The sequence below is a fragment of the Paludisphaera sp. genome, assembly GCF_037189885.1.
GTDB lineage: Bacteria > Planctomycetota > Planctomycetia > Isosphaerales > Isosphaeraceae > Paludisphaera.
Window position 1 is genome coordinate 152804 of record NZ_JBBCIR010000010.1, and the last position, 16526, is coordinate 169329.

Below are 16526 nucleotides of genomic sequence, written 5' to 3' on the forward strand. Positions count from 1 at the left end.
ACTGGCCTCGAATGTTGAGTGGAGCGAGACCCCGCCGAGGAGCGTGACCGCATGCCGTATCGATGCCTCGTCGCGCTCGGGATGGTCGCGGCCCTGGCCGCGCCCGCCCTCGGGGCCGAGCCCCCCGTCGACTTCAGTCGCGACGTCCTCCCCATCCTCTCCGAAAACTGCCTCGTCTGCCACGGCCCCGACGCCGCGGCGCGCAAGGCCGACCTCCGGCTCGACGCCCGCGAGAGCACGCTTCGCGAGGAAGACCCGATCGTCGTGCCCGGCAACGCCGAGGAGAGCGAGCTGATCCGCCGGCTCGTCACCGACGATGCCGACGACAGGATGCCGCCGACCAAGTTCGGCAAGGCGCTCACGCCCGAGCAGGTCGCCACTCTCGCGCGGTGGGTCGACGAGGGCGCGCCCTGGGGCAAGCACTGGGCCTTCGAAACGCCGAAGCGCCCCGAGCCGCCGGCCGTCCGCCTCGCCGATCGCGCCCGCGGCCCGATCGACCGCTTCGTCCTCGCCCGCCTGGAACGCGAGGGCCTGGAGCCCGCGCTTGAGGCCGACAGGACGACCCTGATCCGTCGCGTCACCCTGGCCCTCACCGGCCTCCCCCCCACGGTCGCCGAGATCGACGCCTTCCTCGCCGACCAGGCCCCGGAGGCCTACGAGCGGCTCGTCGACCGCCTGCTCGCCTCCCCGCGATACGGCGAGGCGATGGCCACCGGATGGCTCGACGTCGCCCGCTACGCCGACACCAACGGCTATCAGAACGACTTCGCCCGGACCATGTGGCCCTGGCGCGACTGGGTCGTCGCGGCCTTCAATCGCAACATGCCCTTCGACCAGTTCACCGTCGAGCAGGTCGCCGGCGACCTCCTCCCCGACGCCACCCTCTCCCAGAAGATCGCCACCGGCTTCAATCGCAACAACCGCACCGTCACCGAGGCCGGCTCGATCGACGAGGAATACCGGATCGAGAACGCCGTCGACCGCGTCGAGACCACCGCCACCGCCTTCCTCGGCCTGACGATGGGATGCGCCCGCTGCCACGACCACAAGTACGACCCGGTCTCCCAGGACGAGTTCTACCAGTTCCTCGGCTTCTTCAACGACGTCAACGAGAAGGGCGTCTACACCGAGACCCGCGGCAACGTCCCGCCGCTGATCGCCGTCCCCACGGACGATCAGCGCGAGCGGATGGAGGCCCTCGACGCCGCCATCGCCGCCGCCGCGAGGGAAGTCCAGGACGCCGAGGCCGGCCTCGAAGCCCGACAGGCGGAGTGGGAAGCCGAGGCCCGGTCGCGAGACCTCCCGCCCGAGCCCGCCGACTGGACGCATCGCGTCGACCTGGCCGGGACCATCCCCGCCGGCGCCTCGTATCGCGGCGAGGGCGAGCCGACGTGGGTCGACGGCCCCGTCGGCCGGGCGCTGGCGCTCGACGGCAAGCCCGGGTCGTTCGTCGCGGTCGACGCCGGCCCCGACCTGGACCGCGACCGGCCCTTCACCGTCGCCCTGTGGGTCCGGCCGCTCGACGACGGGGCGTGCGTCAGCAAGATGGACGACGCCAACGGCATCCGCGGCTACGACGTCACCATCACCGAGGGGGGGAAGCTCACCCTCCATCTCATCCACGCCTGGCCCGCCGACGCGATCAAGGTCAAGACGAAGGCCCCCCTCCCTCGCAACCCCTGGGCGCACGTCGCCGTCACCTACGACGGCTCGGGCAAGGCGGCCGGCGTGGGGCTGTACGTCGACGGCAAGCCGGCCGAGGTCGACGTCGAGGCCGACACCCTGCGGAGCACCACGGCCACCGACCAGCCGCTGCGGATCGGCAGCCGCTCGACCGGCCTGGCCCTCCGCGGCGAGCTGGCCGAAGTCCGGATCGCCCCCCGCGCCTTTGCTCCCGAGGAGGTCGCCGCCCTGCGCGATCGGGCGATGCTGGCGGTCGCCAGGACGCCCGAGGCCGAGCGGACCGCCGTCGCCAGGGTCGCCCTCGCCGGCCACTTCCGCGATCGGATCGACGGCGCGTCGCCCCCGCTCGTCGCGCGGCTGGAGGCCCTGAAGAAGGAGAAGGCCGACTTCGAGCCGGCCATCCCGACCGTCATGATCATGGAAGACGCGCCGACGAAACGCCCGCTCCACCCCCTGAAGCGCGGGCAGTACGACCTGCCGGACGAGTCGGTCTCGCTGACGGCGGGCGTCCCGGATTGCCTGCCGCCGCTGCCCTCCGGGGCCGAGCCGGATCGGCTGGCGCTGGCCCGCTGGCTCGTCGCGCCGGAGAACCCGCTGACGGCCCGCGTGACGGTCAACCGCGTCTGGGAGCACCACTTCGGCGAGGGCCTGGTGAAGACGGCCGAGAACTTCGGAGTGCAAGGGGAGCCGCCCTCGCACCCGGATCTGCTCGACTGGCTCGCGACGGAGTTCGTCCGCGACGGCTGGGACCTCAAGGGGCTGCACCGGCGGATCGTCCTGAGCGCGACGTACCGCCAGTCGTCGCGGGTCACGGCCGACCTGGTCGCACGCGACCCGGAGAACCGCCTGCTGGCGCGCGGGCCTCGCTTCCGCCTGGGCGCCGAGGCCGTCCGCGACAACGCGCTGGCGATCGCCGGCCTGCTCTCGCCCCATGCCGGCGGCCCCTCCGTGAAGCCCTACCAGCCCGAGGGGCTGTGGGAGGAGCTGGCGGGCGGGGCGGGGGAGGGGCCCTACGTCCAGGACAAGGGGGAGAAGCTGTACCGACGCAGCCTCTACGTCTACCGCAAGCGGACGGTGCCGCATCCCGTGATGGCGACCTTCGACGCCCCCAGCCGCGAGATCTGCCAGGTCAAGCGGGCCCGGACGAACACCCCGCTCCAGGCGCTCGAACTCCTGAATGACGTGGCCTACGTCGAGGCCGCGCGGAACCTGGCGGCGCGGATGATCGCCGAGGGGGGCCCCGCCCCCGAGGGCCGCGTGGCGTTCGCGTTCCGGCTGGCCACGGGGCGCGAGCCGAACTCGGACGAGCGCCGCGTGCTGGTCGCCGGGCTGGCGAGCTATCTCGAGGCGTTCCGGGCCGACCCGGACGCCGCCGGCGCCTTGATCCGGCAGGGCGAATCCCCCGCGCCCGAGGGGGTCGACCCGGCCGAGCTGGCCGCCCACGCCGCGACCGCCGGCGTCATCCTCAACCTGGACGAGACGATCACCCTGGAATGATCCGGGCCGGAGGCCGAGACGTGGAACAGCTCGCGATCGCGCAAGACATGAACCGCCGCCTCTTCCTGCGGCGTTCCGGCCTGGGGCTCGGGTCGATGGCCCTGGGATCGCTGATGGGCCCCGCCGCCCTCGCGGGCCCGGAGGCCGGCCCGGACGCCGACGGGCTCCCGCCGGGGCTCCCCCACTTCGCCCCCAAGGCGAAGCGGGTCATCTACCTGTTCCAGTCGGGCGCGCCGTCGCAGCTCGACCTGCTCGACTACAAGCCGGCCATCCAGGAGCGGCGGGGGATCGAGCTGCCCGACTCGATCCGCATGGGCCAGCGGATCACGACGATGACGTCGGGCCAGTCGTCGTTCCCGGTCGCGCCGTCGATCTTCAAGTTCGCCCAGCACGGCGAGAGCGGGGCCTGGATCAGCGAGCTGCTCCCCCACACCGCGAAGGTGGTGGACGATATTTGCATCATCCGATCGATGCAGACCGAGGCGATCAACCACGACCCCGCCGTGACCTTCGTGCAGACCGGCTCGCAGCTCGCCGGGCGGCCGAGCATGGGGTCGTGGGTGGCCTACGGCCTGGGGAGCATGAACCGCGACCTGCCGTCGTTCGTGGTCCTGCTCTCGCGCGGCCGGACCGACCAGCCCCTGTACGACCGCCTCTGGGGGAGCGGCTTCCTCCCCACGCGGTATCAGGGGGTGAAGCTCCGCGGCGGCAAGGAGCCCGTGCTGTACCTCGCCAACCCCTCCGGCTGCTCGCCCGAGATCCGCCGCCGCCAGCTCGACGACCTCGGCGAGCTGAACGAGATGCGGCACCAGGAAGTCGGCGACCCGGAGATCCTCACCCGGATCGCCCAGTACGAGCTGGCCTTCCGGATGCAATCCTCGGTCCCGGAGCTGACCGACCTCGGCGGCGAGCCTAAGTCCATCCTGGACCTCTACGGCCCCGACGTCGCCCGGCCCGGCAGTTATGCGGCGAACTGCCTGCTGGCCCGTCGCCTGGCCGAGCGCGGGGTTCGGTTCATCCAGCTCTACCACATGGGCTGGGACCAGCACGGCGACCTCCCCAACCAGATCCGCGCCCAGTGCCGAGACACCGACCAGGCGTCGGCCGCGCTGCTCATCGACCTGAAGCAGCGTGGGCTGCTGGACGACACCCTGATCGTCTGGGGGGGCGAGTTCGGCCGCACCGTGTACAGCCAGGGGGCGCTGACCGCGACCGATTACGGCCGCGACCACCACCCCCGCTGCTTCACCGTCTGGCTGGCCGGCGGCGGGATCAAGCCGGGCGTCGTCCACGGCGAGACCGACGATTTCAGCTACAACATCGTCCGCGACCCGGTCGACGTGCACGACCTGAACGCCACGATGCTCCACCTGCTGGGGATCGACCACGAGCGCCTGACCTACAGGTTCCAGGGCCGAGACTTCCGCCTCACCGACGTCCACGGCAGGGTGGTCAAGCCGATCCTGGCGTGACGGCCCCTCGCCTCGGCGGGGCGGGCGCGAATCCCGGAAACCCGGCCCAGCCCTGGCGGGCCCCGGCGGGGCTTGCTAGACTTGACTTTCACCTTTCGCTGAATTCCTTCGTATCCGCCCCCATGACCCGCGAGACGACGGCCATGGAACCCGTGGTGACGAGCTGCGGCGGCTGCGGCAAGGCCATCCGCATCCGCCGACCGGATGTCGAGCGTCGGCGCGAGTGCCCCGCCTGCGGCGCGGCGGTGAGCGTGCCCCGGCCCGATCGGGGCCCGGACGCGGCCCCTCGCGGCGAGCCCCGTCGCCGGGCGATGCTCGGGGCGGCCGGGCTCGCGGAGCTGACGCTGCTGCTGATGGCGGCGGCCCCGCTGGCCGCCTGGTGCGCCGTGGCGTGGTCCACCGTCGCGACGGCCTCCCCCCCCTGGGCGGGCGAGATCCGCCTGCAGCCGACGGCCCTCCACGTCGCGCCCGTAGAGGCGACTCGCGACCTGGCCTCGGCGCGCGAACTCGCGCTGAAGGCGCTGGAGCCGGCGCGTCGGGCCATGCGGGTCGTGTCGGCCGTCCGGCAAGGGCTCGCGACCCCGGCGCGGGGCGATGAGATCGCGGACGCCCCCGTCGTCGCGCCGGGCCCGACGCCGCCGGTGCTGGTCCCGCCCGACTTCGGCGCGCCGTCGGCCCGCGAGTTCGCCGCCTCGTCGCCGATCGAGGCCGAGCGTCGGTTCCTGATCCGCGACGATTCCGGCCGCCAGGTCGTCGCCAGGCTCCACGGCTGCCACGAGGGCAAGGCCGTGCTGATGCTCCCCGACGGCCGCCTCGGCCTGCCGTCGATGCTCGTGCCGACCGACGAGCCGTTCCGCGCCGCCACGGCCGACGAGGTGGCCGAGGACCTGGCCCGCGGCCCGTTCGAGGGCTTCAACGTCCATCGGACGGACCACTACCTGATCCTCCACCAGGGGGAGGACGACTCGTTCGCCCGGACCAACGGGGTACTGCTGGAGGACCTCCACGGCCGCCTGCTCGCCGCCTTCCGCAAGCACGACGTGACCGTCCACGAGGCCGAGTTCCCGCTCGTCGCGGTGATCTTCAAGTCCGAGGAGGACTTCCGGAACCATCGGCCCGTCGCGCCGGACGTGCAGGCCTATTACGAGATCTACTCCAACCGCATCTTCCTGTATGAGCAGCCGTCGGGCCGCCGCGGCGGGCCCGAGGTCGACGCCCTCCTCAGGCCCCAGATGACCGCCCACGAGGGGACGCACCAGATCCTCCAGAACATCGGCGTCCAGCCCCGCCTGGCGGAGTGGCCCCTCTGGCTGGTCGAGGGCCTGGCCGAATATTGCTCCGCGCCGGCCTCGCGCAAGGGCCAGCCGGCCTGGGACGGCCTGGGGCAGATCAACAACCTGCACATGGCGACGCTGCGGGAGATCGAGGACCCGGTGTCGCTCTCGATGCGCGGCCAGGACGCCCAGACGCGGTCCCTGTTCCGCGAGCCGGGCCAGCCGCTGGTGGAGGCCATGATCCGCCGGACGGAGCTGACCCCCACCGAGTACGCCCTGGCCTGGGCGATCACGCACTACCTCGCCATGGAGCGGAGCGACGACTTCACCCGCTTCCTCCGCGTCATGGCCGACGCCCCGCCGCTGGAGCCCCGCTCGCCCGACGACCACGTCCGGACCTTCCGCGCCACGTTCGGCGACGACCTCGGCAAGCTCGACAGGACGGTCCACGCCTACCTCAACCGGCTGACCAAGCGCAAGGGGTACGACCCGATGCCCTATTACGCGGTCCAGTTCGAACAGCCGCTCGCCAACGGCATGGTCCGCCGCGCGGCGATGGTCAGCCAGTCCCCGCAGCTGATCCGCCAGTGGATCGACGAGATGTCCAACCCCGCCGTCGGCGTCCCGTCCTGGCAGGCCACCCCTTTCCCCAGCCGCGCCCGCGCCCAGCTCGCCGTCCAGGGGTGGATGCAGTCGAACTGAACGCCGGCGGCGCCTCCCCGGGAGGGATCGCTCCCCGTCGCTGGGCGGGGGCCCTCATCGCTCCCGCCCGGCCTCCTCGATCAGCTTCAGCGACTCCGTGATCAGGATCTCCCCCGTCTCCTCGCCGAGCGACGTCCGGGAGACGTAGTCGTAGCGCGGGAAGCTCTGGAAGTCGACGCGGGTCAGGATGTAGCCGAAGGCGTCGTTCGTCAGGCCGAACAGGAAGGCGGGGCCGTCCCCCATCTTCCGCTTGAGGTAGAAGCCGATGTTCGGCAAGGCTTCCCCGGGGATCGTCAGGACGCGGGCGTCGCCCAGCTCGACCAGGTTGATCCGGGTCGAGACCGTCCGGTCGTCGCCGTGGGGGTACTTCAGCGGCGAGTGGACCACGACGGCCCACATCAGGTCGGACTCGACCGGCAGCTTGACGACCCTCGCGCGGCAGGTGAGCGCGGGGTCGTCCTGGGCGGGGGCGTCGGCCGCGATCCGGAGGGCCTCGGAGGCCATCAGCCGGCCGATGCGATCGCACTCCTCCCAGGTCCGGGCGTCCTCCCAGGAGGCTCGGGCCGGGTCGGAAGGCCGGTCCAGCAGTCGGTTGTCGGCCGTGACCATCCCCCCTTGCGCGCCGTTCATGAAGAGCGCGACGCCGCCGGCCTTCGCCTCCAGCTCCTCGCACAGCGGGCCGACCAGGTCCGGGCTGACGATGCCGAGTTGGTTCCCAAGCACCTCGGGATGGATCGCGTAGTTGACCAGGGTCGCGATCGCCGTCCCGTCGCCGCGCGTGGCCTGGATCACCCCCATGCGGCGGTCGTACAGGTCGGGCGCGTAGTAGTTGTAGGCGATCTTGCCCCTCGCCTCGCCCACCGCCGTCCGGATCCGGGCCGGCTCCAGGCGGTCGATCGCCTCGTTCAGCGCCTCCGCCGCGCGGCGGCAGACCATGTCCATGTATGCGAGGTCGCCGGAATGGCCCCCCTTGCCGTCGGGCAGGGCGTAGCAGTCCGGGGCGCTGTGGGTGTGCGTGGAGCCGATCTGGATGTTGTCCGAGGGGATGCGCGGGACGAGCGCCCGGACGCGCTCGGCCAGGACGGCGGGGAAGCCGAGCAGGTCCAGCGCCACGACGCCGACCGTGACGTCTCCCTTGCGGAGCACCAGGGCCCGCGCCGTCAGCTCGCCGCGCTTCTCGGTGGCGGGTCGGGTGGGGCCCATCCCGCCGGAAACGGGCAGGAGCGGATCGGGCGTGATGATCCGGACGGCGGCCCCTGCTAGAATCTCGGCCCGCGCGGTCGCGGCGGGCAGGGCGGCCAGGCCGACGACGAGCGCCGTCAGGCCGGCGGTCCGGAGGCGTGCGCGGGCGATGGGCATCAAGGCGTCCTCCCTCGGGGGGCGTCGGTCTCGTCGACGTGGCTGGCGCGTTATGGTACAGGCGGGTCCACCGGGGCGAAACGGGGGAGCGATGAGCGGACTGACGACCGTCACCGGGGGCGCGGGGTTCATCGGCGGCCACCTGGTCGAGCTGCTGGCCGCGCGCGGCGAGGCCGTCCGCGTCGTCGAGCGGCCGGGGGCCGACGTCTCCCACCTGCCGAGCGGCGTCGAGATCGTCTTCGCCGACGTCCGACGCCGAGAGGGGCTGGACGAGGCCCTCCGCGGCAGCCGGTTCGTCTACCACCTGGCCGCGAACCCCAACCTCTGGGCACCCGACCGCGGAGAGTTCGAAGCCGTCAACCATCGCGGGACCGTCCACGTCCTCGACGCCGCGCTCGCCGCCGGCGCCGAGCGGATCCTCCACACCAGCACCGAGAGCATCCTGACGAAGTCCGGCGCCGCCGGCCCGATCGACGAGGACGTGCGGATCGAGGAATCCGACGCCGTGGGCCCCTATTGCCTGTCGAAGCTCCGGGCCGAGAACCACGCCATGAAGCTCGCCGCCGAGGGCAAGCCGATCGTGGTCGCCAACCCGACGATGCCGGTGGGCCCCGGCGACCGCGGCGGCTCCCCCCCGACCCGGCTGATCCGCGACTTCACCCGCGGCGCCCTGCCGGCCGTCCTCGACTGCACCCTCAACCTCATCGACGTCCGCGACGTGGCCCTCGGGCTGGCGCGCGTCCTGGAGGTCGGCCGCCCCGGGAGGCGTTACCTGCTGGGGGGGGCCAACCTCACCCTCCTGGAGCTGTTCGGCATCCTCTCCGAGCTGACGGGACGGCCGGCCCCGCGATGGCGCGTCCCCTACGCCATTGGCCTGGCGTTTGCTCATGCCAGCGAACTGTGGGCCGACCGCGTCTCGGGACGATCCCCCCAGGCGACCGTCACCGGGCTGAAGCTCGCCCGCCGGCTCATGCACTTCGACGCCAGCCGCAGCCTCCGGGAACTCGACCTGGAACCCCGGCCCGTCCGGGAGTCGCTCGCTGACGCCGTGGACTGGCTGCGGGCGAGCGGCGCGACAGGACCGGCCGCCCGGTGACGAAGCTTCGTGTAATCCGAAGATTTTCGCCCATCCCGATATTTCGCCGTTAAGTTCTTGATTGTTTCCCGTAAACTCCATGCGTGCGGCGCGTGTCGACTTGCGGCACGGCCCGCGACACGTCGCGGAGGGGTCGGCAATGCTCGGCCGCGACGCGGGATGGGGGGGATGGACGGATAAGGCGGGCCTGATTCGCCGAAAGTTCGCGGGTTTTTCGTCGCCTTCGCGTGTTCTCGACGGTTCCCACCGAGGAGGCCTCGCGTCGCGGAGGTTGGCCCGGCGGGCCCGCGGACGTTGCGAATGGGGCACGGCCGACCGCTTTGCCGTAGACCGGTACGATCGAATTCGATTATAGTCGCCACCCTGTCCTACCGCGGCGGAGCATGACCGGTCCGTCGGCGGCCTCGTCCGAGGATCAAGTCTCATGAATGCCCGCCTCGTGGCCCTCGACGAAGGTCAGGACATCAATCTCGATCGCGCCATGGTCGTGGTGGGACGCCATCCCGCGTGCGACGTGCGGCTCGACTCGCTTCGCGTCTCGCGGCACCACTGCTGCATGACCCCCGACGGCGGCGAGCTGCTGGTCCGGGATCTGGGGAGCACCAACGGCATCCGGATCAACGGCGAGCGGGTGGAGATCGGCCGGCTCCGGCTCGGCGACGAGCTGTCCATCGCGCACTTGCGTTATCGCCTCGACGCCGGGCTGGGCCACGACCGGACCCTGGCCGATCCCCTGTCATCGGCGTCGGCCCTGGCGATCGGCCGCGCGTCGGGCCCCGATCGGCCCCCGGGCGTGGCGCTCCTCGACGGGGTCGAGACCCATTGCCTGGCGGGGGATAGCGACCTGGCCGCGGCGGTGCGGAAGGCCCTCCCCTCGTCGGTCGCCCATCGCTGCAAGATCGAGGTGATCGTCCGAGTGGACGGCGACGAGCCCGACGACGCGCCCCCGCCGACGCCCGTGGAGTTCTCCAACGCGTCTCGACCGGAGCCGCGCCCGGAACCGGACCCGGACGAGGTGACGGGATGACGCTGCGGCTGACGCCCCTGGCGCGGGGGAGCGGGCCCGTCGTCCTCTTGCAACGCCCGGTCTACCTCGTCGGCCGGCACCCGGAGTGCGACCTCCAGCTGGACTCCCCGAAGATCTCCCGCCGGCACTGCTGCTTCGCCCTGGCCTACGACCGCCTGATCGTGCGCGACCTCGGGAGCCGCAACGGCGTCCGGGTGAACGGCCGCGAGATCGTCGAGACCCAGCTCTTCCGCGGCGACGAGGTCGCCATCGGCCCGCTCATCTTCCGCGTCGAGCGCGACGAGGCCGCCGGGGCCCGCCCCGAGCCGCGGCCGTCCGAGGACGCGCCCGAGGTCGACCTGGTCCCCCTGGACGACATCTGAGCCGGCACGCCTCCGCGCGGCGCTTCCCGCGCGTTCCACGCCCGACGCGAGGCGGGGCGTTGTGGATTTCGGTCCCCGCCCGGTGCTATAGTTCATGAACGAGACCCGATCGGGACGTCGACCCGCGGCCGCTTTCCTCGGCGCCGACGGCGCTCCCGGCACCTGGCCGATTCGGACGACGCCTCCCGCGCTCGCGCCGCGAGGGCGGGGACGCGGGAATTGGGAACGACCACACCCGAGGGACACGACCATGCGGAAACGAACGATCCTGGCCGCCCTGGGGCTGGCGGCCGCGCTGAGCTTCCCGGCGGCCCAGTGCCACGCCCAGTGGGGATACGGCCGGTACGGCGGCTACGGCGGCTACGGCTGGGGCGGCTGGGGCGCCGGCTCCACCCCCCAGGGGAGCCTCGCCCAGGGGCTCGGGATGTTCGCCATGGGCGCCGGCGTCTACAACGAGAAGACCGCCGTCGCCAACTCGATCAACACCGACACCGTCATGCGGTGGAACCAGTACGTCTACGAGGCCCAGAAGGAGGCGACGCGCCAGTACTACGGCCGGCGCGACGCCAACCTCGCCCGCAACCGCGACGCGTACAACGCCAACCTGGAACGCATCCACAACAACCCCTCGCCGCGGGACATCGAGCAGGGAGACGCCCTCAACGCGATCCTCGACCAGCTCTCCGACCCGCGAATCCCCCCCTCGACCCTGCGGACCGTCGACGCCCCGATCGACGCCGCGACGGTCCGCCAGATCCCCTTCCGCAACGCCGTCGCGGCCATCACCCTCAGCCTTGAGGGCCTCCGCGACGCCTCCAAGTGGCCCGCCCGCCTCCGCGACCCCAGGCTTGAGCCCGAGCGCAAGGACTTCGACAAGCTCGTCGCCCAGGCCCGCAAGGAGTTGCAGGACGGCCAGATCGCGAGCGAGACCCTCGAACAGCTCCGCGGCGTCGCGCATCGCATCAACGACAAGCTGACCGAGACCCCCCTGACGAACCAGCGCGAGGACCGCGACGCCCTCAACTTCGCCCGCACCATCCTCGCCCTGACCCGGATGCTGGAGGAGCCCAAGATCGAGGAGGTCCTCAACGAGCTGCGGAACGTCGAGAAGACCGACCTCGGCAACCTCCTGGGCTTCATGCGCACCTTCAACCTGCGCTTCGGCCCCGCCACCACCCCCGAGCAGCGCAACGCCTACGCCGAGCTCTACCCCACGATGGACGGCGCCCGCGACAAGCTCCTCTCCGAGCTGAAGCTCCCGGAGAACCCGCCGACCTACAGGGCCCAGCCCCACGACTTCTTCTCCGCCATGAGCGACGAGCAGCTCCGGGGCACCAGCGGCCAGCCCCCCGCGCAGGGCGCCCCCCGCGGCGGGCAGGCTCCCTTCCCGGACGCGACGCCCCCCCCGCCTCCGCCTCAGCGCTGAGACGGACGGCCCGAGCCGACGGAATCCAAAAAGGCCCCGCCGCGATCCCCTCGCGGCGGGGCCTTGCTGTTTGATGGGCTCGCCCGATGCTCCCCGCGGGCCGGGTCTCGGCCCGGCCCGCGAGACAAGCTGACGCTTTCGGCCCTCGGCCGGCCCTTGCCGCGAACGAAGGCAGGAGATCCGTCCTCGCCGCGTCCTCCTCGCGGCGATCAGTCGTCCCCGAGGCCCAGCTTCGCCCGGACCAGCTTCGGCAGGTGCTTCACCGGGATCGTCCCCTCGCCCAGCACGGCCTCGTGAAAGCGGGCCAGGTCGAAGGACTCGCCCATCTCGCGCTGGACCGCCACGCGCAGGCGGGAGAAGGCCGTCCGGCCGACGAAGTAGGTGGAGAGCTGACACGACGACTGCTTGGCCCGGATGATCTTCCCGGTCGCCTCGCCGTCGGTCTGGAAGGCGCGGCCGACGAGCAGCTCGCGGGCCTCGTCGTCGGTCATGCCGTCGCAGTGCATCTTGAAGTCCAGGATCGCGTTGACGACGGCCCGCAGGTAGAACTTGAGCTGCTGGAGCCGCAGCGCCGGGTCGCCGTCGCCGAAGCCCTGGTCGAGCATCATCCGCTCGGTGTAGACGGCCCAGCCCTCGGCGAAGGTGCCCGACCACAGCACCTTGCGGATCAGGCTGGGGGAGCGGTTGCCGTACTCGAGCTGGACGTAGTGGCCGGGGTAGGCCTCGTGGATCGTGAGGATCTGGAGCATCGCCCGGTTGTACTCGCGGAGGAAGCTCTCGGCGCGCTCGGGGGACCAGTCCGACGGCGGCGGGCTGATGGCGTACTCGCTGCCGCCGCGGACGTCCAGCGGCGGCGCGGGGTTCAGGTAGGCCACCGAATTCCCCCGCATGAACTCCGGCATCTCGATGATCCGGCACTGGTCGGGCTCGGGGAGGGCCAGGATCTTGCGGTCGCGGATGAAATCCTTGATCCGGGCGACGGTCGCGCGGGCGTCGTCGACCAGCGTCTCGGCCGTGCCGTGGTCCTCGCCGATCTTCTCCAGCACCCGGCGCGTCATCTCGCGACGGCCCGCCTCGTCGTCGGGGGGGACGACCTCGCCGGGGAAGTAGCCGGCCCAGAGGTGACGCGCGAAGGCGGCCATCTCGGCCTCGACCCGCGTCGCCTCGGCCGCGGCCTCGGCCAGCACCTCGTCGGCCGTCAGGCCGGCGTCCAGCTCGAAGTCGAGCTTCGTGGCGAACTTCTCGCGGCCGATCCGCCAGTCGTCGGTGGCGTCCGGGAGGACGTCGGCCTTGAGGAACTCGACGTACGACTCCAGCTCCGCGGCCAGCCTGGCGGCGGGCTCGGCGAACTCGCCCTGGCCCGGCTCGTCGCCCAGCAGCGCGAACAGCTCCCGCTTGTAGAAGGAGACGGCCCCCTCGGCCTGCCGGATGGCGGTCTCCACCTTCACGCGCGGGGACCGGCCGATCGTCCGCCGCGCCGTCTCCAGGATGCGGGGAGCCTCCTGGACGCGCTTCAGGGCGTTGCGGCGGTTGACCTCCATCGGCAGCGTCGATTGCGTCAGCAGGAGGTAGACGGAGTTGGTGACGTAGTCGCCGTAGACGCGCGGGTCGTCGCGGAAGGGGTCGAAGTTCTCGCGGAGCCAGATCGACGCCTCCAGGTTGCGCCGGAATATGTCCAGATCCACCCGGCCGGCGGGGGTCAGCCTGGCCGGGTCGAACTCGCGGGCGAGCCGGTCGAGCGTCCCCTTCTGGAAGTCGAGGTTGGACCGCCGGGCCTCGGGGGAGAGGTCGTCCAGGCGATCGTCGTGGGAGTGGTCGCCCAGGGTCGTGGCCGTGGTCGGCTCGCGACGGAACCATTCCTTGAGGTAGGCGTCGAACGTCGCGGCCAGGCGGGCGTCCTCGGCGGGCTCGTCGCCGAGGGCCGGCGCGGCGGCGGCGAGGCAGGCGGCGAGGGCGGCGGCCCTGGCCAGCGGTCGATGGTCCATCGGGCGGTCCTCCGGGCGGCTCGGGGCGGGGAGGGCGGGGGCCCCGGGCGGGAATCTTGTCAAACAAGGGGCGGGATGGTAGAACCAGACGATACGACGGGCGGGGTTCACCCGTCAACCAAGGGGAGGGCCCGCGGCACGCCGGCCCCGACTTCGGTCGCAGGTTGAGATTCCGACCCGAGCGCCCTCGGCCCGGCTGGCCCTTCGCCGCCGGGCCTAAGTCCGCGCCGCCCCGCTGGTCCAGACGAGAAACGATGGCCGCGTCGATGTCATCGCAGGTCCTACTCATTCGCCCCGGCACGACGCTCTACGACGAGCAGAACCGGGTCCAGGGCGTCCTGGACATCCCCCTGAGCGACCAGGGCGAGGTCGACGTCGACCTCCTGGCGGGCCGCCTCGTCGCGCGAGAGCGGCAGTCGCCCCTGTCGGCCCTCTACTGCGGGCCGGGGGAGAGCGTCGTCCGCACCGCCGAGGTCGTCGGCAAGGCCCTGGGCCTGCGCCCCAAGCGGATCGACGAGTTCCGCAACCTCGACCAGGGCCTCTGGCAGGGGCTCCAGGTCGAGGAGATCCGCCGCCGCAACGCCCGGCTCTTCCGCCAGTGGATCGACGACCCCCGGACCATCAGGCCCCCCCAGGGCGAGACCATCGAGGAGGCCATGGATCGCATCCGCGCCGCGTTCCGGCCCCTCATCCGCCGCCACCACGGCGAGGCCTTCGGCCTGATCGCCGGCGAGCCCATCGGCCGGCTCATCGCCGGATACCTCAAGCGCCTGCCCCGGCTCCAACTCGACGAATTCCTCCCCTGCTGCGGCTACGAGCAGATCGACGTCCAGGCCGAGCTGCTCAACGGGAACGGCAACGGCAACGGCCATCGCAACGGCTCCCCTTGACAAGATCGCCCCGGGCGGAAACCCTGGAACCTCGCCGGCTTGCTCGCGCCCCCGCCCCCGCGCCCATCCTCGCTCGCCCAAAGGAGTACGACCGCCCATGGCCGCCAAAGGAGGACCCTTGCACGCCTGGCACGGGCATTTCGAAGCGAAGCGCGTCCCCGAGGGGGTGTGGATGCGCTGCGACGGCTGCGGGGCGACCCTCTTCCGCAAGCAGGTCGAGCAGAACCTCAGCGTCTGCCCCGAGTGCAACCACCACATGCCGCTGACGGCCCAGGAGCGCATCCGACAGCTCCTGGACACCGACACCTTCGAGGACTGGTTCGCCGACCTCCGCCCCGCCGATCCCCTGGGCTTCGACGACCGCCGCCCCTATCCCGACCGCGTGAAGGCCGAGCAGAAGCGCACCGGGCTGAACGAGGCCGCGCTGGTGGGCCAGGGCTTCATCAAGGGCCGCCGCATCGTCTTCGGCATCACCGACAGCGGATTCATCATGGGGAGCATGGGCTCGGTCGTCGGCGAGAAGCTCACCCGGGCCGTGGAGGAGGCCACCCGGCAAAAGCTGCCGCTGGTGATCGTCTCGGGCTCCGGCGGCGGCGCCCGGATGCACGAGGGGATCTTCTCCCTGATGCAGATGGCCAAGGTCTCCACCGCGCTGAAGCGCTACCGCTCCGCCGGCGGCCTGTTCATCAGCGTGCTGACCCACCCGACGATGGGGGGCGTCGCCGCCAGCTTCGCCTCGCTCGGCGACATCATCATCGCCGAGCCCAAGGCCCTGATCGGCTTCGCCGGCCCCCGCGTCATCGAGCAGACCGTCCGCGTCCAGCTCCCCGAGGGGTTCCAGACCAGCGAGTTCCACCTCCAGCACGGCTTCGTGGACCGCATCGCCCACCGCCGCGACCTCAAGAGCCTCATCGCCCAGCTGATCGACTACACCACGCCCTGAGCCCTCCGGCTCAGGGCGTCGACGCCCGCTTCCCCTTCCCGTCCTGGCCGACCAGCTCGAGCAGCAGGTTGTCGTGCGGGTAGGGGTGGCCGAGGTACTGGCGGAAGCCTTCCGCCTTCGCCACGCCGATCTCCTTGCCGCGGATCTCCCCCCAGCGGGCCTGGCTCTCCAGGTACTCGTCGATGCCGTGCTGGCGGAGCAGCCATTCCCGCTGGCTGGCGTGGCGGGCGAGCATCGCCTTCTTCGTCTCGAAGACGTCCGTCACGTCGACATGAAAGGCCACCGGCAGCGGCCGGCCGTCGCGGTCGTTCCCCTCCAGGGCGTCGACGTAATACAGGTGGGGGATGTAGTCGAGCGCCTTCGCCGGCTCCCACTGGCGGGTGGCGTAGTTCGGGCAGCCGGCCGCGAAGCAGGCGTCGCGGACCAGCAGGCTCGTCATCTCGTGGTCGCAGAGGTAGTCGACCGGCGGGGCCGTCAGGACCACGTCCGGGCGGACGCGGCGGAGGGCCTCGGTGACGCGGCGGCGGGACTCGTCGTCGTTGAAGATCGCCAGGTCGCGGAACTCCAGGCACAGGTACTCGGCGCCGATCAGGTCGGCCGCCGCCTTCGCCTCGCCGCGGCGGATGGCCGCGATCGCCTCGCTGTCGTGCTCGGCGCTGCCGCAGTCGCCCGGGGTCATCGTCGCGATCGTGACGTGATGGCCCGCCGCGCGCAGCAGGGCGAGCGTCCCGGCGCACTGGAACTCGACGTCGTCGGGGTGGGCGTGGATGGCGAGGACGCGCTTTGGCGCTTGCATCGGTCATGGCTCCG

General features: G+C 71.9%; 12 protein-coding genes. 9 read left to right on the top strand and 3 right to left on the bottom strand.

Annotated features, from left to right (window positions below; all coding sequences use genetic code 11):
• Nucleotides 1–51 precede the first annotated feature (51 nt).
• The 3 genes from WG209_RS04720 (at nt 52) to WG209_RS04730 (ending at nt 6628) form a co-directional block, all read left to right on the top strand.
• On the top strand, nt 52–3180 hold the full coding sequence (locus WG209_RS04720) for a DUF1553 domain-containing protein (RefSeq protein WP_337173855.1): 3129 nt from the start codon (nt 52–54) through the stop codon (nt 3178–3180).
• A 47-nt stretch (nt 3181–3227) separates the two neighbouring features.
• Nucleotides 3228–4652, top strand: coding sequence for a DUF1501 domain-containing protein (locus tag WG209_RS04725; protein ID WP_337173925.1), 1425 nt, complete (start codon nt 3228–3230; stop codon nt 4650–4652).
• Between the two features lie 143 nt (nt 4653–4795).
• A complete protein-coding gene (locus WG209_RS04730; RefSeq protein ID WP_337173856.1) occupies nt 4796–6628 on the top strand; it encodes a DUF1570 domain-containing protein in 1833 nt (610 codons plus the stop codon).
• 54 nt (nt 6629–6682) lie between these two features.
• Here WG209_RS04730 and WG209_RS04735 read toward each other — a convergent pair whose 3' ends face one another.
• Complete coding sequence (locus WG209_RS04735) at nt 6683–7987, bottom strand: hypothetical protein (protein ID WP_337173857.1); 1305 nt, start codon at nt 7985–7987, stop codon at nt 6683–6685.
• A 91-nt stretch (nt 7988–8078) separates the two neighbouring features.
• Here WG209_RS04735 and WG209_RS04740 point away from each other — a divergent pair, with 91 nt between their 5' ends.
• The 4 genes from WG209_RS04740 to WG209_RS04755 all read left to right on the top strand — a co-directional run bounded on the left by WG209_RS04740 (nt 8079) and on the right by WG209_RS04755 (nt 11898).
• A complete protein-coding gene (locus tag WG209_RS04740) occupies nt 8079–9083 on the top strand; it encodes an NAD-dependent epimerase/dehydratase family protein (protein WP_337173858.1) in 1005 nt (334 codons plus the stop codon).
• A gap of 424 nt (nt 9084–9507) precedes the next feature.
• Nucleotides 9508–10110, top strand: a complete 603-nt coding sequence (locus WG209_RS04745; RefSeq protein ID WP_337173859.1) for an FHA domain-containing protein — start codon at nt 9508–9510, stop codon at nt 10108–10110.
• Nucleotides 10107–10472 (top strand): FHA domain-containing protein, encoded by a 366-nt coding sequence (locus WG209_RS04750; protein WP_337173860.1) that lies wholly within the window; start codon nt 10107–10109, stop codon nt 10470–10472. Before WG209_RS04745 ends, WG209_RS04750 begins: the two co-directional genes overlap by 4 nt.
• 250 nt (nt 10473–10722) lie before the next feature.
• The gene (locus WG209_RS04755) at nt 10723–11898 is read left to right on the top strand and encodes a hypothetical protein (RefSeq protein WP_337173861.1); all 1176 of its coding nucleotides are present in this window, start codon (nt 10723–10725) and stop codon (nt 11896–11898) included.
• Nucleotides 11899–12107: 209 nt separating this feature from the next.
• On the opposite strand, the gene WG209_RS04760 is transcribed toward WG209_RS04755, so the two are convergent.
• Nucleotides 12108–13883 carry a DUF885 domain-containing protein gene (locus WG209_RS04760; protein WP_337173862.1) on the bottom strand — a complete coding sequence of 592 codons (1776 nt, stop codon included), beginning with the start codon at nt 13881–13883 and terminating at the stop codon, nt 12108–12110.
• Between the two features lie 266 nt (nt 13884–14149).
• On the opposite strand from WG209_RS04760, the gene WG209_RS04765 reads away from it, so the two are divergent.
• Nucleotides 14150–14773, top strand: a complete 624-nt coding sequence (locus WG209_RS04765) for a histidine phosphatase family protein (RefSeq protein ID WP_337173863.1) — start codon at nt 14150–14152, stop codon at nt 14771–14773.
• Nucleotides 14774–14870: 97 nt separating this feature from the next.
• Entirely contained in the window at nt 14871–15716 is an 846-nt protein-coding gene (gene accD / locus WG209_RS04770; protein ID WP_337173864.1) for an acetyl-CoA carboxylase, carboxyltransferase subunit beta, read from the top strand.
• A 10-nt stretch (nt 15717–15726) separates the two neighbouring features.
• Here accD and WG209_RS04775 read toward each other — a convergent pair whose 3' ends face one another.
• A complete protein-coding gene (locus WG209_RS04775) occupies nt 15727–16512 on the bottom strand; it encodes a PIG-L family deacetylase (RefSeq protein WP_337173865.1) in 786 nt (261 codons plus the stop codon).
• Between the last annotated feature and the right edge of the window lie 14 nt (nt 16513–16526).